The sequence below is a fragment of the Sphingopyxis sp. PAMC25046 genome (genome assembly GCF_004795895.1).
Lineage (GTDB): Bacteria > Pseudomonadota > Alphaproteobacteria > Sphingomonadales > Sphingomonadaceae > Sphingopyxis.
The window spans coordinates 511054-532795 of record NZ_CP039250.1; the positions used below are offsets into that span (position 1 = coordinate 511054).

General features: G+C 66.6%; 20 protein-coding genes. 9 read left to right on the forward strand and 11 right to left on the reverse strand.

The window, feature by feature from the left end:
• Positions 1-21: 21 nt before the first annotated feature.
• The 6 genes from E5675_RS21670 (at position 22) to E5675_RS02345 (ending at position 7140) form a co-directional block, all read left to right on the forward strand.
• Positions 22-795, forward strand: a complete 774-nt coding sequence (locus tag E5675_RS21670) for a D-arabinono-1,4-lactone oxidase (RefSeq protein ID WP_247594750.1) — start codon at positions 22-24, stop codon at positions 793-795.
• Positions 792-1937 carry a DSD1 family PLP-dependent enzyme gene (locus E5675_RS02325; RefSeq protein WP_136173161.1) on the forward strand — a complete coding sequence of 382 codons (1146 nt, stop codon included), beginning with the start codon at positions 792-794 and terminating at the stop codon, positions 1935-1937. The genes E5675_RS21670 and E5675_RS02325 overlap by 4 nt, the downstream gene beginning before the upstream one ends.
• Positions 1934-2575, forward strand: coding sequence for a TetR/AcrR family transcriptional regulator (locus tag E5675_RS02330; protein ID WP_136173162.1), 642 nt, complete (start codon positions 1934-1936; stop codon positions 2573-2575). The genes E5675_RS02325 and E5675_RS02330 overlap by 4 nt, the downstream gene beginning before the upstream one ends.
• Positions 2576-2708: 133 nt before the next feature.
• Positions 2709-5225 carry a transglycosylase domain-containing protein gene (locus E5675_RS02335; RefSeq protein WP_136173163.1) on the forward strand — a complete coding sequence of 839 codons (2517 nt, stop codon included), beginning with the start codon at positions 2709-2711 and terminating at the stop codon, positions 5223-5225.
• A gap of 71 nt (positions 5226-5296) precedes the next feature.
• Complete coding sequence (gene prfB / locus E5675_RS02340) at positions 5297-6424, forward strand: peptide chain release factor 2 (protein WP_136173164.1); 1128 nt, start codon at positions 5297-5299, stop codon at positions 6422-6424.
• Positions 6424-7140, forward strand: a complete 717-nt coding sequence (locus tag E5675_RS02345) for a class I SAM-dependent methyltransferase (protein WP_136173165.1) — start codon at positions 6424-6426, stop codon at positions 7138-7140. Before prfB ends, E5675_RS02345 begins: the two co-directional genes overlap by 1 nt.
• Before the next feature lie 14 nt (positions 7141-7154).
• On the opposite strand, the gene E5675_RS02350 is transcribed toward E5675_RS02345, so the two are convergent.
• The 8 genes from E5675_RS02350 to E5675_RS02385 form a co-directional block, all read right to left on the reverse strand.
• Positions 7155-7520: a DsrE family protein gene (locus E5675_RS02350; RefSeq protein ID WP_136173166.1), complete on the reverse strand. Its 366-nt coding sequence runs from the start codon at positions 7518-7520 to the stop codon at positions 7155-7157.
• The gene (locus E5675_RS02355) at positions 7508-8257 is read right to left on the reverse strand and encodes a HesA/MoeB/ThiF family protein (RefSeq protein ID WP_136173167.1); all 750 of its coding nucleotides are present in this window, start codon (positions 8255-8257) and stop codon (positions 7508-7510) included. The genes E5675_RS02350 and E5675_RS02355 overlap by 13 nt, the downstream gene beginning before the upstream one ends.
• A gap of 6 nt (positions 8258-8263) precedes the next feature.
• Positions 8264-8800, reverse strand: coding sequence for a dUTP diphosphatase (gene dut / locus E5675_RS02360; RefSeq protein ID WP_136173168.1), 537 nt, complete (start codon positions 8798-8800; stop codon positions 8264-8266).
• Complete coding sequence (gene coaBC, locus E5675_RS02365; protein ID WP_136173169.1) at positions 8763-10025, reverse strand: bifunctional phosphopantothenoylcysteine decarboxylase/phosphopantothenate--cysteine ligase CoaBC; 1263 nt, start codon at positions 10023-10025, stop codon at positions 8763-8765. The genes dut and coaBC overlap by 38 nt, the downstream gene beginning before the upstream one ends.
• Before the next feature lie 107 nt (positions 10026-10132).
• Complete coding sequence (locus E5675_RS02370; protein ID WP_136173170.1) at positions 10133-11233, reverse strand: hypothetical protein; 1101 nt, start codon at positions 11231-11233, stop codon at positions 10133-10135.
• Entirely contained in the window at positions 11230-12357 is a 1128-nt protein-coding gene (locus tag E5675_RS02375; protein ID WP_136173171.1) for a glycosyltransferase family 2 protein, read from the reverse strand. The genes E5675_RS02370 and E5675_RS02375 overlap by 4 nt, the downstream gene beginning before the upstream one ends.
• 102 nt (positions 12358-12459) lie before the next feature.
• Entirely contained in the window at positions 12460-14004 is a 1545-nt protein-coding gene (gene ubiB, locus E5675_RS02380) for a 2-polyprenylphenol 6-hydroxylase (RefSeq protein ID WP_136173172.1), read from the reverse strand.
• Positions 14001-14738, reverse strand: coding sequence for a class I SAM-dependent methyltransferase (locus E5675_RS02385; protein ID WP_136173173.1), 738 nt, complete (start codon positions 14736-14738; stop codon positions 14001-14003). Before E5675_RS02385 ends, ubiB begins: the two co-directional genes overlap by 4 nt.
• A 93-nt stretch (positions 14739-14831) precedes the next feature.
• Between E5675_RS02385 and mutM the strand changes: the two genes are divergently transcribed.
• From mutM to dnaA, 3 genes are all read left to right on the forward strand, one after another.
• Positions 14832-15644 carry a bifunctional DNA-formamidopyrimidine glycosylase/DNA-(apurinic or apyrimidinic site) lyase gene (gene mutM, locus E5675_RS02390; RefSeq protein WP_136176293.1) on the forward strand — a complete coding sequence of 271 codons (813 nt, stop codon included), beginning with the start codon at positions 14832-14834 and terminating at the stop codon, positions 15642-15644.
• A 189-nt stretch (positions 15645-15833) separates the two neighbouring features.
• Positions 15834-16097, forward strand: a complete 264-nt coding sequence (gene rpsT, locus E5675_RS02395) for a 30S ribosomal protein S20 (protein ID WP_136173174.1) — start codon at positions 15834-15836, stop codon at positions 16095-16097.
• 500 nt (positions 16098-16597) lie between these two features.
• The gene (dnaA, locus tag E5675_RS02400) at positions 16598-17959 is read left to right on the forward strand and encodes a chromosomal replication initiator protein DnaA (RefSeq protein ID WP_136173175.1); all 1362 of its coding nucleotides are present in this window, start codon (positions 16598-16600) and stop codon (positions 17957-17959) included.
• A gap of 299 nt (positions 17960-18258) precedes the next feature.
• Here dnaA and E5675_RS02405 read toward each other — a convergent pair whose 3' ends face one another.
• The 3 genes from E5675_RS02405 to murJ form a co-directional block, all read right to left on the reverse strand.
• Positions 18259-18951 carry a DUF4136 domain-containing protein gene (locus E5675_RS02405; RefSeq protein WP_136173176.1) on the reverse strand — a complete coding sequence of 231 codons (693 nt, stop codon included), beginning with the start codon at positions 18949-18951 and terminating at the stop codon, positions 18259-18261.
• 183 nt (positions 18952-19134) lie between these two features.
• Entirely contained in the window at positions 19135-20142 is a 1008-nt protein-coding gene (trpS, locus tag E5675_RS02410; protein WP_136173177.1) for a tryptophan--tRNA ligase, read from the reverse strand.
• Positions 20143-20163: 21 nt separating this feature from the next.
• Positions 20164-21741 (reverse strand): murein biosynthesis integral membrane protein MurJ, encoded by a 1578-nt coding sequence (murJ, locus tag E5675_RS02415; RefSeq protein WP_210727595.1) that lies wholly within the window; start codon positions 21739-21741, stop codon positions 20164-20166.
• Position 21742: the final 1 nt, after the last annotated feature.

The window sequence follows — 21742 nt, forward strand, 5'->3', positions numbered from 1 at the left end:
GCGCAGCGCCTGTCGCTCGGGTTGTTCGGCGTCGCGACCGAAATCGAGGCCGCGGTCGTCCCCGCTTTTCACCTTGCCGAACGGATCGAGAAGCGCCGCTGGGAAGAGATACGCGAAAGCTATGATGAGTTGGCGCAGCAGCACCGCCATATCGAATTCTGGTTCTTCCCGCACAGCGACTATGTGATCCTCAAAACGCTCGATCCCTGCGACCCGTGCGACCCGCCGCCGAGCACGACCGACATGGAGGAGGCGACCTTTCGCCTTATCCTCGACATTTCGGCGCGGCTGCCGTTCCTGACGCCCGTGCTCCAGCGGTTGATGATGAAAAGCGGCATCTCGGGCAGCCGCCGCGGGCCAGCCCACAGCATCTTCCCGTCCGACCGCACGATTCGCTTCGAGGAGATGGAATATGAAATGCCGCGCGCCGTCGGACTCGAGGCGCTAGCTGAAGTCGTCGGCTGGATCCGCAAGAAACGGCTGCCGGTCACCTTCCCCTTCGAATATCGCACCGTTGCCGCCGACGATATCTGGATGAGCCCGATGAACGCCGGCCCGGTCGCCGCGATCTCGATGCACCAATATGCGAAAATGCCTTGGCAACAGCTCTTCGCCGCGGCCGAGGCGACCTTCCGCGGCGCCGGCGGGCGGCCGCACTGGGCGAAGCGTCATCGACTGAACCGCGCGGACGTCACCGCTCTCTATCCGATGGCGGGGCGCTATACTGCGGTGCGCCGCGCCGCTGATCCGCACGGCAAATTTCTCAATCCGCATCTGGAGACCTTGTTCGCATGACCAACGACCGTGAATTGCACGAGCATCTGATCGGCCGCCAGGGCTCGCGCGCCGACCTCAACACGCCGGCGCTGATCCTCGACGCCGACGCGCTCGACCGCAATATCGGCCGCATGGCGGCGCTCGCCGCCCGGCACGGCGTCGCGTTGCGCCCGCACGCCAAGACGCACAAGAGCATCGACATTGCGCTCCGCCAGATCGCTGCGGGCGCGGTCGGGGTCTGCTGCGCCAAGATCGGCGAGGCCGAGGTATTGGCCGGAGGCGGCGTGACCGGTATCCTCATCACTTCGCCCGTTGCAGCGCCCGCCGCGATCGAGCGGCTCGCGAAGCTCGCGGTGACCGCCGAAGGGCTGATGGCGGTTCTCGATCATCCGGGCGTCGCCAATCGGCTCCAGTCGGCGCTCGCCGCCGCCGGCGCGCGGCTCGACGTCGTCATCGATATCGACCCAGGCATCGCGCGCACCGGCGTCGCCTCGGCCGAAGCGGCCGTCGCGCTGGCAACGGCGATTTCGGCAGCGCCGAACCTCGTATATCGCGGCGTCCAATTCTATTGCGGGTCGCAGCAGCATATCGAAAGCTACACCGACCGCCGCGCCGCGATCGTCGAGCGCACCGCCTATTTGCAGGAGGTGATCGCGGCGCTGGCCGAAGCGGGCTTCGCGCCCGGCCTCGTCACCGGGTCGGGCACGGGCACGCACCGGATCGACCTCGACCTCGGCGCCTTCACCGAGCTGCAGGCGGGCTCTTACGTCTTCATGGACAAGCAATATCTCGATTGCGACCTGACCGGCGACGCCGAGCCGCCGTTCGAGGTTTCGCTGTCGGTCGATGCGCGGGTCGTCAGCGCGAATCACAGCGGTCTCGTCACGATCGACGCCGGGTACAAGTCGCTCTCGACCGACGGCGGCGTCGCGGTGGTCCAGCGCGGCGCGCCCGAAACCGCCTTCTTCGCTTTCATGGGCGACGAACATGCCGCGCTGATCGCGCCCGAAATCGGAAAGGAATTGCAGCCGGGCGATCCCGTCAGCCTGACCGTGCCGCACTGCGATCCGACGGTGAATCTCTATGACAGTTATCATGTCGTTTCCGGCGAAACGCTGGTCGACATCTGGCCGGTCAGCGCGCGCGGCCGCGCGCGATGAGCGTCGCCGCCCGCCGCCCGCCGCAGCAGGACCGCGCGCGCCAGACGCGCGAACGCTTGCTCGACGTTGCGGGCGAATTGCTCGCCGAGGTCGGGGTCGAGCGGATTTCGACCAATATGATCGCGGCGCGCGCCGGGCTGACGCCGCCCGCGCTCTACCGCTATTTCGGCGACAAATATGCGGTGCTCGAAGCGCTCGGGCGGCGGCTGATGGAGCGCCAGAATGCGGTGCTCGACGCCTGGCTCGCGCGCCACGCGCCGGCGGGAATCGCCGCCATGGCCGACCATATCGGCGAACTTCTGTCCGAAAACGCCGCGGTGACGCGCGCCGAACCGGGGGCGGTATGGATATTGCGGTCGCTCCACGCGTCGCCGCAACTCGTCCATGTCCGGCTCGAATCGCACCGCCATGTCGCCGACCGGCTGGCGGACGCTTGCCACGCGCATCTTCCCCGCATCGACCGCGCTATGCTGTGGTCGCGTCTGCGGCTGGCGGTCGAGATCGGCTTCGCGGCCGATGAAATGCTTTACGAGGAGGATCGGGTTTCGACCGACGCGGTGTTCGCCGAAGTCGCCGCGATGCTGCGGCGGGCGCTGCTCGACCTTTTAAGTCCCCCTCCCGATTGCGGGAGGGGCTAGGGGAGGGCATGTCGCGGAAGCTCCGGAAACAAGCCCTCCCCCGACCCCTCCCGCAATCGGGAGGGGAGTAGTAACCCGCCTTGCCGCAACCACGCTTCCCTTTCGGCGACACAGGCTTTAGAGGCGGGGGCATATGGCCGCCGACAGTCCGCCCGATTTCCGCCTTCGCCTTCGCCGCGACGGCAATGCCGTCATCGCCTGGCTGCGCGACATGTGGACGCGGCGCTGGTTCCGCTGGCTCGGCTATCTCGCGCTCGCCGGCCTCCTCGGTATCGCGCTGATCTGGGCGATTTTCGCGCGCGACCTCCCTTCGGTCGACCAGCTTCGCGACTATGAGCCGCCGTTGCCGACGATGGTCCGCGACGGCGAGGGCAAGCCGGTGCACGCCTATGCCCGCGAACGCCGCGTCCAGCTCGAATATAGCGAATATCCGCAGCTGCTCGTCCGTGCCTTTCTCGCCGCCGAGGACAAGACCTTCTTTAGCCACGGCGGCATCGATTATCCGGGGATTGCTTCGGCGATCATCACCAATCTTTCGAGTAGTGGCCGCCCCGTCGGCGCCTCGACGATTACGCAGCAGGTCGCGAAGAATCTGCTGCTCACCAACGAACTCAGCTATCGCCGCAAGGTGCGCGAGGCGATCCTTGCGATGCGCATCGAGGATGCGCTGACCAAGGAACAGATTCTCGAACTTTATCTCAACGAAATCCCGCTCGGCCGCCGCAGCTTCGGCGTGCAGGCGGCGAGCCGCGCCTATTTCGACAAGGATGTCGACCAGCTCGCGCTCCACGAAATGGCTTTCCTCGCGATCCTGCCCAAGGCGCCCGAGAAATACGGCCGCACCCGTTTCGAGCGCGAGGCGTTGGCGCGGCGCAACTTTGTGCTCGGGTCGATGGAGGACAATGGCTGGATCAACGCGGCGCAGCGCGACGCGGCGCGCGCGATGCCGCTGGGCCTGACCGACAGCGGCAACCGTGCGGTCGCACAGGTGGGCGGCTATTATATGGAAGAGGTCCGGCGCCAGCTGATCGCCGAATTCGGCGAAACGGCGGAGGATGGCCCCCACAGCGTCTATGCCGGCGGCCTCTGGGTGCGCACGCCCTATGACGGAAAGATGCAAGGGGCCGCGGCGATGGCGCTGCGCAAGGGCCTTCAGCGCTATGATGCTGGCAAGGGCTGGTCGGGGCCGATCGCGACGATCGAGGCCGACGACCAGTGGCAGAGCCGCCTCGCATCGAGCTTCATCGGCATCGATTACGACAATTGGCGCGTCGCCGCGGTGCTCTCGAAATCGGGCGGCGAGGCGCGGATCGGCTTTTCGAACGGCGACACCGGACGCCTGCCCGCGAGTTCGGCGGGGATGCGCTATCGCAAGACCGGCGGCAGCGCCTTTTCGGCGCTGCGCCCGGGCGATCTGATCGTCGTCAAATCGGCGGGCGGGGACGGCTACGCACTTCGCAATATTCCCGAAGTGTCGGGCGGCATGGTCGTCGAAAGCCCGCACTCGGGCCGTATCTATGCGATGCAGGGCGGCTTCGACGTCCGCCTGTCGTCGTTCAATCGCGCGACGCAGGCCGAACGCCAGCCGGGCTCGACGATCAAGCCCTTCGTCTATGCCGCCGCGCTCGACAACGGCATGACTCCCGCGACGATGATCGTCGACGGGTCCTTCTGCGTCTATCAGGGCGCGGCGCTCGGCAACAAATGCTTCCGCAACTTCGGCAATTCGGGCGGCAGCGGCGAACACACGATGCGCTGGGGCCTCGAACAGTCGCGCAACCTGATGACGGTGCGCGCGGCGAGCCTCGTCGGCATGGAACCGGTGGTCGAGATGATCAGCCGCATGGGCATCGGCCAGCACGAACCCTATCTTTCGACCGCGCTGGGCGCCGGGTCGACGACGGTCGAGAAGATCACCAACGCCTATGCTATGCTCGCCAATCACGGCCGCGCGCTGAAGCCGCGGGTGATCGATTACGCACAGGACCGTCGCGGCAAGGTGATCTTTCCGAAGAATTGGAAACCCTGTGAACGCTGCAACATGAAGGACTGGGACGGTCGGCCGATGCCGCGCTTCGCCAAGTCGGGCAAGCAGCTGATGGATCCGATCACCGCCTATCAGGTCGTCCATATGCTCGAAGGCGTCGTCCAGCGCGGCACCGCGGTGCGGCTGCGCGATCTGGACGTCCCGCTGTTCGGCAAGACCGGGACGACCTCGGGGCCGAACGATGTCTGGTTCGTCGGCGGCACGCCCGATGTCGTCGCGGGCATGTATATCGGTTTCGACCAGCCGCGCAGCATGGGCGGCTATGCCCAGGGCGGCAGCTATGCCGCGCCGATCTTCAAGGATTTCGCGCTCGCCGCGCTCGCCGACCGCCAGCCGATTCCCTTTTCGGCGCCGAAGGGCGTGCGGATGGTGCGGATCGATCGCCAGTCGGGACGCCGCGTCTATGGCGCCTGGCCGGTCACCGATCCCAAGGCATCGATCATCTGGGAAGCCTTCAAGCCCGAAAGCGAGCCGCGGCGGACGATCCGCGAGGAAGAGATCAAGCCGATCAAGGCGCCGCGGCGGCAGGATGTGCCCGTCCAGCAAAGCCCGGGTCGGCGCAGCGACAGCGAATTCCTGGAGGATCGCGGCGGCATCATCTGACGGCCGCGCACCTCCTTCCCCTGCGGCCTTCCAGGTCGTAAGGGCAAACCAAATAATTCAGGAGCAAGGACATGCGCGCCGAAGCGCAGGATCATATCGACAAGATTGGCGCCGCGCTGGCGCTGCTGCGCCGCTTTCTCGACTGGGACCGCGCGGTGCGGCGGCTCGACGAACTCAATGCGAAGGTCGAAGACCCGACGCTGTGGAACGACGCCAAGGCGGCGCAAGAAGTGATGCGCGAACGCCGCCGGCTCGACGAGGCGATCACCGCGACGCGTGCGATCGAGACCGAATGCGCCGACACCGCCGAACTGATCGAGCTCGCCGAGATGGAAGGCGACGAGGCGATGGTCGACGAGGCCGTGGCCTCCTTGGCGACGCTCGCCGCGCGTGCCGAGGAAGACAAGATCAAGGCGCTGCTCGCGGGCGAGGCCGACGGCAACGACTGCTATATCGAAGTCCATGCCGGCGCCGGCGGTACCGAAAGCCAGGACTGGGCCGAGATGCTCCAGCGCATGTATATGCGCTGGGCTGAAAAGCGCGGAATGAAGGTCGAACTTGTCGAATATCAGGCCGGCGAACAGGCGGGCATCAAGTCGGCGACGATGCTGGTCAAGGGCGAGAATGCCTATGGTTATGCCAAGACCGAAAGCGGCGTCCACCGCCTCGTCCGCATTTCGCCCTATGACAGTTCGGCGCGGCGCCACACGAGCTTTTCGAGCGTCTGGGTCTATCCGGTGATCGACGACAATATCGAGATCGAGATCAACGAGGGCGACCTCAAGATCGATACCTATCGCGCCTCGGGCGCGGGCGGGCAGCATGTCAACACGACCGATTCGGCGGTGCGCATCACGCACATCCCGACCGGGATCGTCGTCGCGAGCCAGAACGACCGGTCGCAGCACAAGAACCGCGCGACCGCGATGGGGATGCTGAAGGCGCGCATGTATGAGGCCGAGCTCCAGAAGCGCGAGGCCGCGGCGTCGGGCGAATATCAGGCGAAAACCGAAATCGGCTGGGGCCACCAGATCCGTTCCTATGTCCTCCAGCCCTATCAGCTGGTGAAGGACCTGCGCACCGGTGTGACCTCGACCGCCCCCGGCGACGTGCTCGACGGCGCGCTCGATCCCTTCATGGCGGCCGCCCTTTCGCAGAAGGTGACGGGCGAGAAGGTCGAGGTGGAGGACATCGATTGATGAAGCGCGCTGCCTTCGCCCTCGCGCTCCTGCCGCTGCTTAGCGGCTGCGAAGCGCCATGGGGCGACGACGGCGACCGCGCCACGAGCGCGCGCGACTTTCCGCCCGCCGATCGCCCGGTCGCCTCCACCGTTTCGACCAAATGGTCGACCGAGGAAGCGCGCGACCGCGTCAACGAGGCCGAGGATGTCATGGATTCGGCCGATGTCCGTCCCGGCATGACCGTCGCCGACATCGGTGCCGGCGACGGCTATTATACCGTGCGCCTCGCGCAGCGCGTCGGCGCCAACGGCCGTGTGCTCGCGCAGGACATCATGCCCGAGGTGATCGAACGGCTCGCCGACCGAGTCGCGCGCGAGCGGCTCGACAATGTCTCGCTGAAGCTCGGCGCGGTCGACGATCCGCGCCTGCCCGCGGCGAGCTTCGACCGCGTCTTCATGGTCCATATGTATCACGAGATCGGCGAACCCTACGCCTTCCTGTGGCGCCTGCGCCCGGCGTTGCGCCAAGGCGGGCAGGTGATCGTGGTCGACGGCGACCGTCCGATCGCGCAGCATGGCACGCCCTTCCGCCTGCTCGTCTGCGAATTTCAGGCGGTCGGCTACAAGCTCGTCTCTTACGACGACAAGCAGCATGCTGGCGGCTATCTCGCGCGTTTCGTGCCCAAGGGCAAACGCCCGGGGCCCGAGGCGATCAAGGTCTGCGACAATCCCTAGGGGGCTTTTGGGCCTTAATAGACGATCAGCCGGTCCTCGGCGCCAACGTCGGCGAGGAAGCTGACCAGCCCCGCGGTGCGGACGTGCGGGACCAGCTCGGTCGCCGTCGACCCGACGAGCGCCATGCCCGACTGGCAGACGAACAGCGCAACATCCATCGCGGCCGCTTCCTCGATTAACCAGGCGAGATCGGGCTGGCCCGCTGCGCGGCGTGCCTCGTCGCCGCCGAACAACACCGGGGCGCGCAGCAACGCCGCGGCCTCGCCTTGCAGGAAGACGCGCGCCGGGCGCCCCAGCGCTGCCGATGCCATTGCGGCTTCGAGCGCCGCATAGAGCCGCCGCCCCTCGGCGACCGCGACGATGATGTTCAGCTGCGACATGCCGGGCACCCCGGATCCTTGGCGACGCCGACCTCGCGCCAGCGCCGCTCGAGCATGTCGACGATGGCGAGCCGCCCCGCAAGCGGCGATCCCCAGCCGCTCAGCGCGCGCACCGCCTCGAGCGCCGCCATCGTCCCGACCATGCCCGCGAGCGCGCCCATCACTCCGGTCTCGGCACAATTGATCCCCTCCCGGTCGGGATCGGCGCCGACGAGGCACTGATAGCAAGGCGCGCCGGCGCGCCATCCCTCGTAGAGCGCGACCTGCCCCTCGAACGCGCCGATGGCAGCGGAGAGTAGCGGGCTTTCGAGCGCCAAGGCGGCGCGGTTGACGGCAAGCCGCGTGTCGAAATTGTCGCATCCGTCGAGAATCAGGCTGGCGCCCGCCAGCAGCGCTTTCGCGTTCGCGGCGACGAGGCGCTCCACGACCGCGACCGCCTCGACATGCGGATTGATCCGCCGCGCCGCATCGGCCGCGACCTCGGCCTTGGATGCGCCGATATCGGCGTCGGTGAACAAAGGCTGGCGCTGCAGGTTCGACAGCTCGACATGGTCATGGTCGATGATCGTCAGCCTGCCCACGCCGGCCGCCGCCAGATAGGTGATCGCCGGACAGCCGATCCCGCCCGCGCCGATCACCGCGACATGGCTCGCTTTCAGCTTCGCCTGCCCCGCGCCGCCGAACTGCGGCAGGATGATCTGGCGCGCGTAGCGATCAAGTTCGGCATCGCTGAGCACGGCCGGTCAGCGCAGCTTGATGCCCGAAAGCGAGGCAAGGCCGGCGGTGGCCGCGGTCTCGTCGATGGCGTCGCTTTCGACCCCGGTCGAGCCGAAGCCGCCCGCGCCGCGCGCCGTCTCGTCGAGCGTCGTCACTTCGGCGAAGGCGGCGCGCTGGACCGGGGCGGGGACGAGCTGGGCGATGCGGTCGCCGCGTTTGATGTCGAACGGCTCGTCGCCGAGGTTGGCGAGGATCACCTTCACTTCGCCGCGATAATCGCTGTCGATCGTCCCCGGCGTGTTGAGGCAGGTGACGCCATGCTTCAATGCGAGCCCCGAACGCGGGCGCACCTGCACCTCGTAACCGGCGGGGATCGCCATTGCGAAGCCCGTGGCGACCGCGTGGCGCGTGCCGGGGCGGAGCGTCAGCGTTTCCGCCGCGACAACGTCCATCCCGGCCGCACCGTCCGACGCATAGGCGGGGAGGGGCAGGCCGCCGCCGTTGGGCAGCCGCTGGATGGCGATTTCAATCTCTTTCAAGTGGGACACGTTTTTCGAGCTCATCGGCGATCTTTTCCATCAATTTGCGGGCGACGGCCTGTTTGGGCAGCCGGTCCCAACTGTCTACGCCGTCTTGGCTAACGATATGCACGCGGTTGCTTTCGCCGCCCATCGGGTCGGCGGAGACGTCATTGGCGACGATCCAGTCGCATCCCTTGCGCGCGAGCTTCGCTTCGGCGTGCGCGATCACATCGTTGGTCTCGGCGGCGAAACCGATCAGGAGGGGCGGGCGCGCGGCGCTTTTCGCGACGCTGGCGAGGATGTCGGGATTCTCGGCGAGCGCGAGCGGCGGGACCCGCCCGCTGCCATCCTTCTTGATCTTTTGCGCCTGCGTGTCGGCCGCGCGCCAGTCGGCGACTGCGGCGACCATGATCGCGGCATCGACGGGCAGGCCTTCGGCGACCTCGGCGGCCATCTCGACCGCAGTTTCGACATCGACGCGGATCACGCCGGGCGGGGTCGGGAGCGCGACGGGGCCTGCTATCAGCAGCACCTCGGCGCCGGCCTCGGCGGCGGCGGCGGCGATTGCGAAACCCTGCTTTCCGCTCGACCGGTTGGCGATGTAGCGCACCGGGTCGATCGGTTCGTGCGTCGGCCCCGCGGTGATCAGGATGCGCCGCCCGAACAGCGGGCGGTGGTTGGCAGGCGCAAAATCGGGCTGGCCGGTGAGCGGCACGAGGGCGGGCGCGTTGGCTAGCGCGGCGTCGATCGCATCCTTGATCGCCTGCGGATCGGGCAAGCGGCCGGGGCCATATTCGCCGCACGCCATCTCGCCCTCGTCGGGCTCCATCACCGTCACCCCGTCGCCGCGCAGCGTCGCGACATTGCGCCGGGTCGCGGCGTGCAGCCACATGCGCACATTCATCGCGGGTACCGCGAGCACAGGCTTGTCGGTCGCGAGCAACAGGGTGGTCGCCAAGTCGTCGGCGATTCCCCCCGCCATCTTCGCGAGCAGGTCGGCGGTCGCGGGCGCGACGACGACCAGATCGGCTTCGCGGCTCAATTGGATATGCCCCATCTCGACTTCGTCCTTGAGGTCGAAGAGGTTGGTATAAACCTTGTTTTCGCTGAGCGCGGCCAATGTCAGCGGCGTGACGAACTGCTCGCCCGCGCGCGTGAGCACGCAGCGTACGGTCATGCCGGCCTTGCGGAGCAGGCGGACAAGCTCGATGCTCTTATACGCGGCGATACCGCCGCCGATGATGAGCAGGATGCGCGGTGCGGCCATCAGCGGTGGCGGGCCAGCCCGGTGCGGGCGGCGATCGACAGGGGTTGATTCATCGCCGTCTCCTTCGCCATCCAGTTATGCGCTTCCTCGCCCCAGTTCAAGGACGCCTAAGCCGCAGCGGGACCGGCGCGCGCCGGGCGCAACAGCGAACGCGCCAGGGCGGCGAGCGCGGCGGGAGCGAAGGCGAGGCCGACGAACAGCGTCGGGGCGATGAGCATCGCCCAATAGAAATTGGCCGGGCGCGCGAAGAGCATCAGCAGGGCGGCATAGAAGAGCTGGATCAGCAACATCGCGAGCCCCAGCCGCGAACGCCACGCCGCCCAGCCGAGCAGCGCGAGCGGCACGAGCAGGGCGGCCGCCCAGCCTTCGAAGAAACGCAGGATCGAGGAGGCCTGAACGAAGGACAGATAGGCGATCCAGCCGCCCTGTCCGTGCCAGCCCTGGCTTGCAGGGTCGGCGGGGGTGGTGACCGCGGCGAGCGCCGCGACATGCGCAGCAACCCCCCCGGCGAAACACAGGCCAAGCACCAGCCAGCCCGCCACCGCGCGCCAGTCGCGATCGATGAGCGCGAACAGCCCGAACAGCATCGCGACGGGCAAAACCGTCTCGCGGATCGCCAGCGCGGCGGCGACGAGGAGCATCGTCGCCCATGGGCGCGCAGGGCGATAGAGCGCGAGGGCAAGCGCGAGAAGGACCCCCGCCGCGACCTCGTGAATATAGAGCCACTCGCGCGCGGCGAGCTGTGTCAGATTGACCGCGACGAACAGCGCGCCGATCGCGGCGTAGCGCGGGGCCTCGGGTTCGGTCCGTAATCGCCGATACCAGGCAAGGATCGCCGCGCCGCCGATCAGCACGAAGATGAGCATGGCCTTCCGCTCGCCCAGCGCGGCGACAATATGGGCGAGCGTCGGCAGGCGGACGGTCACAAAGGGGCGCAGCGGATAATGGCCGCTCCGATGTTCGGCCGCCGCCGCCGGATAATAGGATTCGCCTCCCGCAACGCGCTGCGCGATGCGCGCGTAAAGCGCATGATCGCCGACCAAGCCGTCGAAATGGACCGATGCCGGCTTGGCGACCGCGACATGATTGCCGCCGACGCCGCCCGCCGCGCCCCACGCCATCAGAAGCGCCAGCAGCGCCAGCACGGCAGCCGCGACCGGGCGCGAAATCCCCGCGAAGCGGTTCCAGCCGGGCGCGACCTCGTTCATTTGCGCCAGGTCAGTGCCGACGACATGGCGAAGTTCCAGATCGCGCCGACGACGACGCCCGCGACCCCGGCGACCCACCAGCGCTCGTCATGCCCCGCCATCCAGGTGCCGATGCCGATATTGGCCACCGCGCCCAGCGCCGAAATCGCATAGAAGCTCGCAAGACCGCCGATCAGGCGCCAGCCCTTCAGCTTGCGGTCGGCATAGGTGAAGCTGTTGTTGAGGAAGAAGTTGAAGGCGATCGCTGTCATCACCGCCGCGGTCTGCGCGGTGACGAACGCGCTGCCGGTGCCGAGGATCGTGCGCAGGACCGCGAGATGAACGAACACGCCGAGCCCGCCGACCATCAGGAATTTGAGCAAGCGCACGGGCATGAAGCGGCCGATAGTCTTGTCGGCGATCAGTTCGGCATATTCAGCGATCACGCGCACCCCCAACTTGCTCTCGCCCGCCTCGCGCGTGCGGAACTGATAGGGAATTTCGGCGACCTTCAGCGGCGCTGGGCTCGACGCCAATATGTCGATCAATATCTTGAAGCCGACCGCTGAGAGCCGGGGCAATGCGCGCTCGAACGCCTCACGGCGAACCGCAAAAAAGCCGCTCATCGGGTCGCTCACGTCGGTGCCGAGTGCGATCTGGCCGGCGCGCGTCGCGAGCCGGCTCATCCGCGCGCGGTCCTTGTCCCAATCGCCTATTCCGCCGCCCGCGACATAGCGGGTGCCGACGGCGATATCGGCGCCGCCGTTTGTGACCGCGTCGATCAGCCGCGGTAGCGCCTCCTCGCTATGCTGAAGGTCGCCGTCCATCACCGCGATAATCGGCGCCGCGGTCGCCAAAATGCCCTCGACCACTGCCGACGACAGCCCCCGCCGGCCGACGCGCTGGACGATCCGTATATGCCGCGATGTGCGGGCGATGCGGCGGACGAGTTCGCTCGTCCCGTCGGGCGAATCATCGTCGACGAACAGGACTTCCCAGCCGCGCCCCGCGAGCACGACCGAAAGTTTTGCGATCAGTTTTTCGACATTGGCGGCTTCGTTGCGCGTCGGCACGACGACCGCGACCTCGAGCGGCAGCGCGTCGATTGTTAGCGGCGAATCGGCAATCAGGATGTCGTGGCGCATGAAACCTCGGTTTTGTCCGGATTTCGCGTCCGGGGTTGGTCGAGGTCAGGTCCTAATGATTTAGGGTAAATGTCCGGTAACCAAGGCTGCGCGTGCGTCGGCTCAGCCGAGCCAGGTCAGGAGGCCGGCCCCCGCCGCGGCACCCGCAAGCGCGGTCAGCGCATAGCGCCACCAGCGTCGCCGTTCGCCCTTGTCCCACATCAGCGCGATGTCGGGCAGCGGCGGGGCGGGCGGGGCGGCGCCCTTCTTCGGCAATTGCGCGTCGAGGCGGCGAATGATGTCGGGGATCAGCGCGAGCGTCTTGCCCTGTTCGCGAATCCCGTCGGCGAGTGCGGCTTCGGGGCCGAGTTCGTCGCGAATCCACGCGCTGACGAAGGGCCCCGAGACATCCCACATATTGATCTTGGGATTGAGCATCGTCGCGACGCCCTCGACCATCACCATCGTCTTCTGGAGCAGCAGCAGGTGCGGCTGCGTCTGCATGTCGAAATCGCGCGTGATCGCGAACAGCCCGTCGAGCATCTGCCCGACCGAAAGCTCGCTCACCGGCTTGCCGCGCATCGGCTCGCCGACCGCGCGCAACGCCGTCGCGAATTCCTCGACGCTGTGATAATCGGGCACATATTGCGCCTCGAAATGGATTTCGGCGACGCGGCGGTAATTGCCCGTGGTCAGCCCATAGAGGATCTCGGCGAGCCAGTAGCGCGCCTGCCGGTTGATCCGCCCCATGATGCCGAAATCGACCGCGGCGATCGTGCCATCGGCCTTCACGAACAAATTGCCCTGGTGCATGTCGGCGTGGAAAAATCCCTCGGCGATCGCCTGCCGCAGAAAGGCGTGGACGAGGTTCGACGCCAGCGCCTCCATGTCGTGCCCCGCTGCGACGAGCCGGTCGCGGTGCGAGATTTTGACGCCGTCGATCCAGCTCATCGTCATCACGCGGCTCGCGGTGCGATCCCAGTCGATCGCCGGCACCTCATATTCGGGCACCGCGGTCATCGCGTCGGCGAGTTCGGATGCCGAGGCCGCTTCGCGGCGCAGGTCGAGTTCGCGCAAGGTCCAGCGGCGGAAATTGGCGATCACCTGCCGCGGGCGCAGGCGCGCGGCTTCACCGCCAAAGGCTTCGAGATGCGCGGCCGCCCATTCATAGGTTTCGATGTCGCGCGCGAATTGCTTGTCGATGCCCGGGCGGCGCACCTTGACCGCGACCTGCCGCCCGTCGGTCGTCACCGCGCGGTGGACCTGCGCGATCGACGCCGAACCGACGGGCTCGGGGTCGAACTCGCGGTAAAGGCTTTCGAGCGGCGCTTCGAAGGTCGCCTCGATTTCCTGCCGGATGCGGTCGAACGCGACGGGCGCGAGCGCGTCCTGCAGCGTCAGCAGGTTGCGCGCCGCCTCTTCGCCGACGAGGTCGGGGCGCGTCGCGAGCGTCTGTCCCAGCTTGACCGCCGCGGGGCCGATCGCCTGAAAGGCGGCGGCATAGTCGGGTAGCTTCGGCTGGATCGTGCCGAGCCGCGCAAGGCGGCACAACCGCTTGACCCCCGGCGGCGTCTGCGGCGCGGTTTCGATCCCGCGCAGCGCGCCGTGGCGTGCGAGAATGCGTCCCCACTTCAGCAGGCGGACGATATGGGTGACGGGTCGGGTCAAGCCTTCCACCCGCTGTGGATCGCGACGAGACCGCCGAGGATCGGCTCGACCTTGACCGCGGTGAAGCCGGCTTCGCGGATCATCTTCGCGAACTGCGGCATCGGCGGGAAACGGCGGATCGATTCGATCAGATAGCGATAGCTGTCCTCGTCGTCGGCAATCAGCTTGCCGAGCTTGGGGACGAGGTGATGCGAATAAGCGTCATAGGCCTGCGCGAAACCCGGCCATTCGTTGGTCGAAAATTCGAGGCAGAAGAAACGCCCGCCATAGCGCAGCACACGGTGCGCTTCCTTCAGTGCCGCGGGAATGTCGGTGACGTTGCGGATGCCGAAGGCGATCGTATAAGCGTCGAAGAATTGGTCCGGAAAGCTCAGCTTTTCGGCGTTCTGCTCGGACCACACGAGGCTGTCGATCCCGCGCTCTGCCGCGCGCTTCATGCCGACGCCGAGCATGTCGGGGTTGATGTCGGCGACCGTGATGCTCGCGCCGAAGCGCTCCATACGAAAGGCGATGTCGCCGGTGCCGCCCGCCATGTCGAGGATCGTCTCGCCTTCGCGCGGCTTCACGCGGCGTACGAAGCGGTCCTTCCACAGGCGGTGCATCCCCCCCGACATCGCGTCGTTCATGATGTCATATTTGCGCGCGACGCGGCTGAACACTTCGCCGACCATCGCGGTCTTCGCGCCCGCGGGGACCTGTTCATAGCCGAAGCTGACGGTGTCGGGAGTGGCCATGATGCGCGCGCCTTTGCGGGGGAGGGGTAAAGTCGAACGGCCTTTAGCCGGGCCTTGCCGCCCGCGCAAATGGCGCGTAGCCCGATGCGCGATATGCCCGAGCTACCCGAAGTCGAAACCACCGTCCGCGGGCTCGCGCCCTTCCTCGAGGGCCAGCGGTTGACCTCGGTCATCACCTTTCGCCCCGACCTGCGCCGGCCTTTTCCTGCCGATCTTGCACAGCGCCTGACCGGCGCGACGGTCACTACCCTGACGCGTCGCGCCAAATATGGCGTTATCTCGACCGACCGCGACGATCATATGATCTTCCACCTCGGCATGTCCGGGCGCTGGCGCACCGAAGGCGGCAAGGCCGGCAAACACGACCATCTGCTGCTCGAAACCGGGGTGGGGCACCGGCTCTTCCTCCACGACCCGCGCCGATTCGGCTCGGTCGATCTGGTGAGCGGCGATCCGCTCACGCGCTTTGCATCCTTTGTGACGCTGGGCCCCGAGCCGCTCTCGGACGAATTCGACGCGGCCTATCTGGCAAAGGCGCTCGCCGGACGCCGCGCGCCGGTCAAGGCGATGCTGCTCGATCAAACGATCGTTGCGGGGCTGGGCAATATCTATGTCTGCGAGGCACTCAACATGGCGAAAATAGCGCCGACGAAGCCCGCCGCCGACTTGCCGAGGGCGAAACTCGCGGCGCTCGTTCCCGCGATCAAAGAGGTGCTGATCGCGGCGATCGCGGCGGGGGGCTCGACTTTGCGCGACTTCCTCGGCCCCGAGGGCGAACTCGGCTATTTCGCCAAGGACTGGCGCGTCTATGGCCGCGAGAAAGAGGCCTGCGAATGCGGCGGGACGATCGCGCGGATCGTGCAGAGCGGCCGTTCGACCTTCTTTTGCCCCAAATGCCAACGATAATGCGGGATATTGCCCGCAAAGCCATTGACCAAATCGCCCTTCATCGCTATGCGCGCACCCTTCGAGCAGGGTCCGGTCGTCCGGAACCGGCCGCATCCGGACATTGATTCGCTGCATCTCGCGCGATTCGGCTGCTCCGTTTAGGCTGTGCTCCGACCATGTAGACCGTTTGAAAGACTAGAGGAATTTATGGCCAATACGCCGCAGGCAAAGAAGCGCATCCGCCGCAACACCGCGCGCACCGTCGTGAACAAGAATCGCGTTTCGCGCATTCGCACGCTGGTGAAGAAGGTCGAAACGGCCGTCGCCGCCGGTGACAAGGACGCCGCTGCTGCCGCGCTGAAGGCTGCGCAGCCCGAAATGGCGCGCGGCGTCGCCAAGGGCGTGCTCCACAAGAACACCGTCGCGCGCAAATATTCGCGCCTGACGAAGAGCGTGAACGCGATCGCCTGATCGCCGACGTCCCGAAAGGGAACAAAAAGGACCCGCTGGCATCTTGCCCGCGGGTCTTTTTTTGCGCCCGATATTGTGACAGCCCGGTGGCAATAGTGTTGCAGCGCGGTAAGTGACGGAATTGCCGCGATTCGTTGTTTGGCCGCCAGAATGTAACAAATAAGAACTTGATAATAAAAGATAAAATGGAGTTTTGACGCGATTCCGGCGGCCCCGGCGAGTCAAGATTTTTATTTCAGTATTTTTACACGGCGAGCCCTTGATAGACTCGCCGCGCCCTGACTAGACAGGTGCGTCGTCGGCCTTCGCCGGCGGCCGCTACATCGACATGATTCGCATCCTTTCGGGCTCCTTGCCCGGATGAGAACCTGTGCCCGGCGCAGGCGACGAATCGGCATGTGGCCGGCCGCCCGAAACTCCGGCGCAAAGGGGACCTGAGGGGGCGGCACGGCGTGACAGAGAGCGGCAATCGGCATGGGCATGAAGCAAAAGACAGAGCGATGAACGGCGACGCCGCCACGCTCTGGCCGCGCGTCGCCGAAGGGCTGCGCCGCGACCTCGGCGTGCGCACCTTCGACCATTGGCTGAAACCCGTACGCTTTGCCGATTATTGCGCGCTGTCGGGCGTCGTGACGCTCGAGACCGTCAGCCGCTTTTCGGCCAACTGGATCAACGAACGCTTCGGCGACCGGCTCGAACTCGCGTGGCGGCAGCAATTGCCCGCGGTGCGCAGCGTCATGGTGCGCGGCGGCGCCGCGGCGGACGACCGCGCGGCGAATCTTGCCGCCGCGCCGCTGCCGAGTTTCGACGCGCCGCCTGCGCCCGCCGCCAACCCCGCGCTCCTCGGTTTCGACCCGCGCCTGTCGTTCGACCGCTTCGTCGTTGCGCGCAGCAACATCCTCGCTGCCAACGCCGCGCGCCGCATGGCGATGGTCGAAGCGCCGCAGTTCAACCCGCTCTACCTCTGCTCAGGCACCGGGCAGGGCAAGACGCACCTCCTCCAGGCGATCGCCCAGGATTATGCCGCGGCGCACCCGACCGCGAACATCATCCTGATGTCGGCGGAGAAGTTCATGCTCGAGTTCGTCGGCGCAATGCGCGGCGGCGACATGATGGCGTTCAAGGCGCGGCTGCGCGCCGCCGACCTGCTGCTGCTCGATGACCTCCAGTTCGTGATCGGCAAGAATTCGACACAGGAGGAACTGCTCCACACGATCGACGATCTGATGACCGCCGGCAAGCGCCTCGTCGTTACGGCCGACCGCCCGCCCGCGATGCTCGACGGGGTCGAGGCGCGGCTGCTGTCGCGCCTGTCGGGCGGGCTCGTCGCCGATATCGAAGCGCCCGAGGACGATCTTCGCGAACGCATCATCCGCCAGCGGCTCGCCGCGATGCCGATGGTCGAGGTTCCCGATGCGGTCGTCGCCTATCTGGTCAAGCATTTCACGCGCAACATTCGCGAGCTTGAGGGCGCGCTCAACAAGCTGCTCGCCTATGCCGCGCTGACCGGCACAACGGTCGACCTCGCGCTTGCCGAAGACCGGCTCGCCGAAAATGTCCGCAGCGCGCGCCCGCGCATCACGATCGACGAGATCCAGCGCGCGGTCTGCGCGCACTACCGGCTCGACAAGTCTGAAATGGCGTCGAAGCGCCGCGTCCGCGCGGTCGCGCGCCCGCGCCAGGTCGCGATGTACCTCGCAAAGGAACTCACGCCGCGCTCCTATCCCGAAATCGGGCGCCGTTTCGGCGGGCGCGACCATTCGACGGTGATCCACGCGGTGCGCACGGTCGAGGCGCTGCGCGTCGCCGACAGCGAGCTCGACGCCGAGATCGCCGCGATCCGCCGCACTCTCAACAGCTGATCCACAGGGCTATGCCGGGGTTATCCCGGCTTTGCCCACAACGCACGCGCCGCTCGAACGGCTGCATTGGGGTGGAGAGCTGTCGTTGCTCTCCTCCACTTCCGTCATCCCGGGCTTGACCCGGGATCCCGCTTTTTGGGGCGTCGACTGGTCTTCGGCATCAAGCGGGACCCCGGATCAAGTCCGGGGTGACGAATAAAGAGACGGAAGCAAACCGCCCGAAAACAGCCATTCTCATTACCATAAAAAGGCCCGCCTTCCGTCTGGAGGGCGAGCCTTTTGTTTGGCCTTAAAGTCGTTCAGCCCCTTTCGGGCGGCGCGACCGTGATCCGTACGCGTTCGCCCGAGTTGCCCGGGAAGCCGGTAAACATCGCTTCGACGAGGTTCGGGACGATCGTCTGGAGGTTGTTGTCGCGCGACTGCGCCTCGGCATGGCCCTCGAACAGGCGCGAGCCGTCGGCGGCGCGGTCGATCTGAAGGTTCAGGCCGCTGGTATAGACGGTGTAGCTCGACACATCATTATAGCCCCAGCCGGGCCCGAAGCCGCCCCACAGGAAGGGGTCGCGATAGCCATAGACATAACGGCGCCCGCCGCGGCCGGTGACGATCACCGGACGATAGAAGCCACGGCCGTACCAGCCGCCGCCGTACCAGGGATCACCGAAGCCCGGGCTCGACACGACGCGTTCGCGGCCCTTGTCGACCCCATAGTCCATGCGGACGACCAGGTCGGCGCGTTCGCCGTTCGCGGCGGGGCGATAGCCGTAGCGCGTCAGTTCGCCCGCCACGATATTGGCATATTGGCCGAACTCGATGCCGCCCTGCAGCGCCGGGTTGCTGGCCTCGACGACAAAGCTCTGACCCTGCGGCGCAGGAAGCTGCGACTGGAAGCGCGCGACATCGGCCTTGAACGGCGTCGCACAGCCGGTCAAAGCGAGCGCGGCACCCGTCATGGCGGCAAGGCCCAGTCGCCGGAAATTGATCTTGCTCATCGTCTTGGCTCCGTGATTCGGGTGCGCGTTCATGCCGCGCTCTCATACCATAGACTATGCCAACGCGACTTAACCTTGGTTGAACCCGTTTCGTCGCATGGACGTTCTACTCCCAGGATATGGGGAACGGAAACGCAAAAACAAGAAATTCCGCTTGCGGAACAGCGTCCAAGCGATCCGGCGTCAGCGGCAGAGCCCCAGCGCGGCATAGGCCGCGTCGAGGGTCGGCTTCGCTAGCGCGCGCGCCTTCACGGCGCCCTTGTCAAGGATCGCGTCGAGCGCCGCGGCATCGTCCTTCAGCGCGACGAAGCGCGCGTTGATCGGCGCGAGCTTTTCGATCAGCAATTCGCCGAGCGCGGGCTTGAACGCCCCGAACCCTTGCCCCGCATGGTCGCGCAGCACCGCGTCGACGCTCGTATCGGCGAGCGCGGCATAGATGCCGACGAGGTTGCGCGCCTCGGGACGTCCTTCGAGCCCCGCCGCTTCGGACGGTAGTACCTCGGGATCGGTCTTCGCCTTGCGGACCTTCTGCATCATCGTGTCGGCGTCGTCGGTCAGGTTGATGCGGCTCATGTCCGACGGGTCGGACTTCGACATCTTCGCGGCGCCGTCGCGCAGGCTCATGATGCGCGCGAGACCCGCCGGGATGATTGGTTCGGGCAGCGTGAACACCGGTGCGTCGTCGCTGGCATAATCGTTGTTGAACTTCTGCGCGACGTCGCGCGCGAGTTCGAGATGCTGCTTCTGATCCTCGCCGACCGGCACGTGCGTCGTCTGATAGAGCAGCACGTCGGCGGCCTGCAGAACCGGGTAGGTATAAAGCGCCGCCGACGCGCTTTCGCGGTTTTTGCCCGACTTGTCCTTGAACTGCGTCATGCGGTTGAGCCAGCCGAGCCGCGCGGTGCCGTTGAGGAGCCATTGCAGCTCGGCGTGCGCGGGGACGCGCGCTTGATTGAACAGGATCGAGCGGTCGGTGTCGATCCCGCAGGCGACGAGCGCGGCGGTCATCGCGCGCGTGTTCGCGGTCAGCTCCGCCGGGACGTGCGGCATCGAAATCGCGTGCAGATCGGCGAGGAAATAGAGCTTGTCGCCCTCCATCTCGTCCTGCATGCGCACCCAGTTGCGGATCGCGCCCAGATAGTTGCCGAGGTGCAAATTTCCGGTGGGCTGAATGCCCGAAAGCGTCCGCATGTCGATCGTCCCGTCTGAAGTTCAGAGTTTGCGCCGGCGCAGCTGGCCGACGGTGTCGCGATTGACCACGCCGAACAGGAAGGCGCAACCAAAGAATATGATCGCGCCCGTCGCCACCAGCGCGCCCAGCGCTACGACCCGTTCGAACACCCCCCCGATGAAAGCGTCGCCTGCCAAGGGAATCGCATAATAGAGCGCCGCCGCCATCGCCGCCGCGGCCAGGACGATCCGGGCGATCCGCCCGGCTACCCGGCCGGAGAGGCGGAACAGTCCCTTGCGATGCAGGATCGTGTACAGCATCCCAACGTTGCACCAGGCCGCGATCGACCCTGCCAGCGCGAGCCCGACGATGCCGAGCGGCGGGATCAGCAACAGGTTGAGCGCAATATTGATCGCCAGCGAAACCGCGGCGGTCCACACCGGCGTGCGCGTATCCTTGCGCGCGAAGAAATTGGGGACGAGCACCTTTACCAGCACATAGGCGGGCAGGCCGACGACGAGCCCGCCGACGACCGCCCCGGTCGCAAGGCCGTCGGCGAAGCTATATTGTCCGCCGACATAGAAGGCGCTGGTGATCGCGGGCCCCGCGACGAACAGCGCGACCGCGGCGGGGAGGGTGAGCAGCATCGCGAGTTCAACCGCGTTGCTCTGCAGGCGCGCGGCGCCGTCGCGATCGTCCTGCGCGACGAAGCGCGACAACGCGGGCAGGATCGCGGTGCCGAGCGCGATGCCGATAATCCCGAGCGGCAGCTGGTTGAGCCGGTCGGCCATCGCAAGATAGGTGATGCTCTTGTCGGGGAGCGTCGCAATGAAGAAAAGGTCGATGAAGCGGCTGATCTGATAGACGCCGGCGCCGAAGACCGCGGGCAGGATCAGCACCCCCATCTCGCGCACATCGGCAGTCAGGCGCGGGCGGCGCAGCGCGGGGCGAAACCCTGACCGCCGAACCCAGTAATAGAGCCATCCGAGCTGAAACAGGCCCGAAAGCGAGACCGATATCGCCAGATAGAGCCCGGTCGCGGCCTTGGACGCTTCGCTGCTGTCGCCGGTAAAAAGGCCGAGCAGCAGCGCGCCGATCAGGCAGATGTTGAGCAGGATCGGCGCGGCGGCGGCGGCGGCGAAGCGCGACAGGCTGTTGAGGATCGCCGCGAACAAAGTCGCGACGCTCATGAAAGCGAGATAGGGAAAGGCGATGCGCGCCATCAGCACGGCGAGGTCGAAAGTTTCGCCGTCGGCCTGCAGCGCGCCGCTCGCGAACAGCCCCATCACCCACGGCATCACGATCAGCAGCAGCGCCGAAAAGACGATCAGGGTCGGGATCAGCACCGCGAGCACCGCGTCGGCAAAGGCGCGCGCTTCGCTGTGATCGCCCTCCTTGGTCATCCGCTGGTTGAACAGCGGGATAAAGGCGGCGGCGAATGCGCCTTCGGCAAACAGGCGGCGGAATATATTGGGCAGCTGGAAGGCGAGTTGCCAGGCGTCGGCGACGCCGCCGGCGCCGAGAATGCGGCTGAGCAGCATGTCGCGCGCGAAACCGAAAATGCGGCTGACCATCGTCAGCCCGCCGATCGTCCCCACGCTTTTGATGAGGCTGCTCAAG

Bases quoted from the DNA above. Each gene is read 5' to 3' on its own strand.
- E5675_RS02325 (WP_136173161.1), top strand. From the start codon at position 792: ATGACCAACGACCGTGAATTGCACGAGCATCTGATCGGCCGCCAGGGC.
- E5675_RS02330 (WP_136173162.1), top strand. From the start codon at position 1,934: ATGAGCGTCGCCGCCCGCCGCCCGCCGCAGCAGGACCGCGCGCGCCAG.
- E5675_RS02335 (WP_136173163.1), top strand. From the start codon at position 2,709: ATGGCCGCCGACAGTCCGCCCGATTTCCGCCTTCGCCTTCGCCGCGAC.
- prfB (WP_136173164.1), top strand. From the start codon at position 5,297: ATGCGCGCCGAAGCGCAGGATCATATCGACAAGATTGGCGCCGCGCTG.
- E5675_RS02345 (WP_136173165.1), top strand. From the start codon at position 6,424: ATGAAGCGCGCTGCCTTCGCCCTCGCGCTCCTGCCGCTGCTTAGCGGC.
- E5675_RS02350 (WP_136173166.1), bottom strand. From the start codon at position 7,520: ATGTCGCAGCTGAACATCATCGTCGCGGTCGCCGAGGGGCGGCGGCTC.
- dut (WP_136173168.1), bottom strand. From the start codon at position 8,800: ATGAGCTCGAAAAACGTGTCCCACTTGAAAGAGATTGAAATCGCCATC.
- coaBC (WP_136173169.1), bottom strand. From the start codon at position 10,025: ATGGCCGCACCGCGCATCCTGCTCATCATCGGCGGCGGTATCGCCGCG.
- E5675_RS02370 (WP_136173170.1), bottom strand. From the start codon at position 11,233: ATGAACGAGGTCGCGCCCGGCTGGAACCGCTTCGCGGGGATTTCGCGC.
- E5675_RS02375 (WP_136173171.1), bottom strand. From the start codon at position 12,357: ATGCGCCACGACATCCTGATTGCCGATTCGCCGCTAACAATCGACGCG.
- E5675_RS02385 (WP_136173173.1), bottom strand. From the start codon at position 14,738: ATGGCCACTCCCGACACCGTCAGCTTCGGCTATGAACAGGTCCCCGCG.
- mutM (WP_136176293.1), top strand. From the start codon at position 14,832: ATGCCCGAGCTACCCGAAGTCGAAACCACCGTCCGCGGGCTCGCGCCC.
- rpsT (WP_136173174.1), top strand. From the start codon at position 15,834: ATGGCCAATACGCCGCAGGCAAAGAAGCGCATCCGCCGCAACACCGCG.
- dnaA (WP_136173175.1), top strand. From the start codon at position 16,598: ATGAACGGCGACGCCGCCACGCTCTGGCCGCGCGTCGCCGAAGGGCTG.
- E5675_RS02405 (WP_136173176.1), bottom strand. From the start codon at position 18,951: ATGAGCAAGATCAATTTCCGGCGACTGGGCCTTGCCGCCATGACGGGT.
- trpS (WP_136173177.1), bottom strand. From the start codon at position 20,142: ATGCGGACGCTTTCGGGCATTCAGCCCACCGGAAATTTGCACCTCGGC.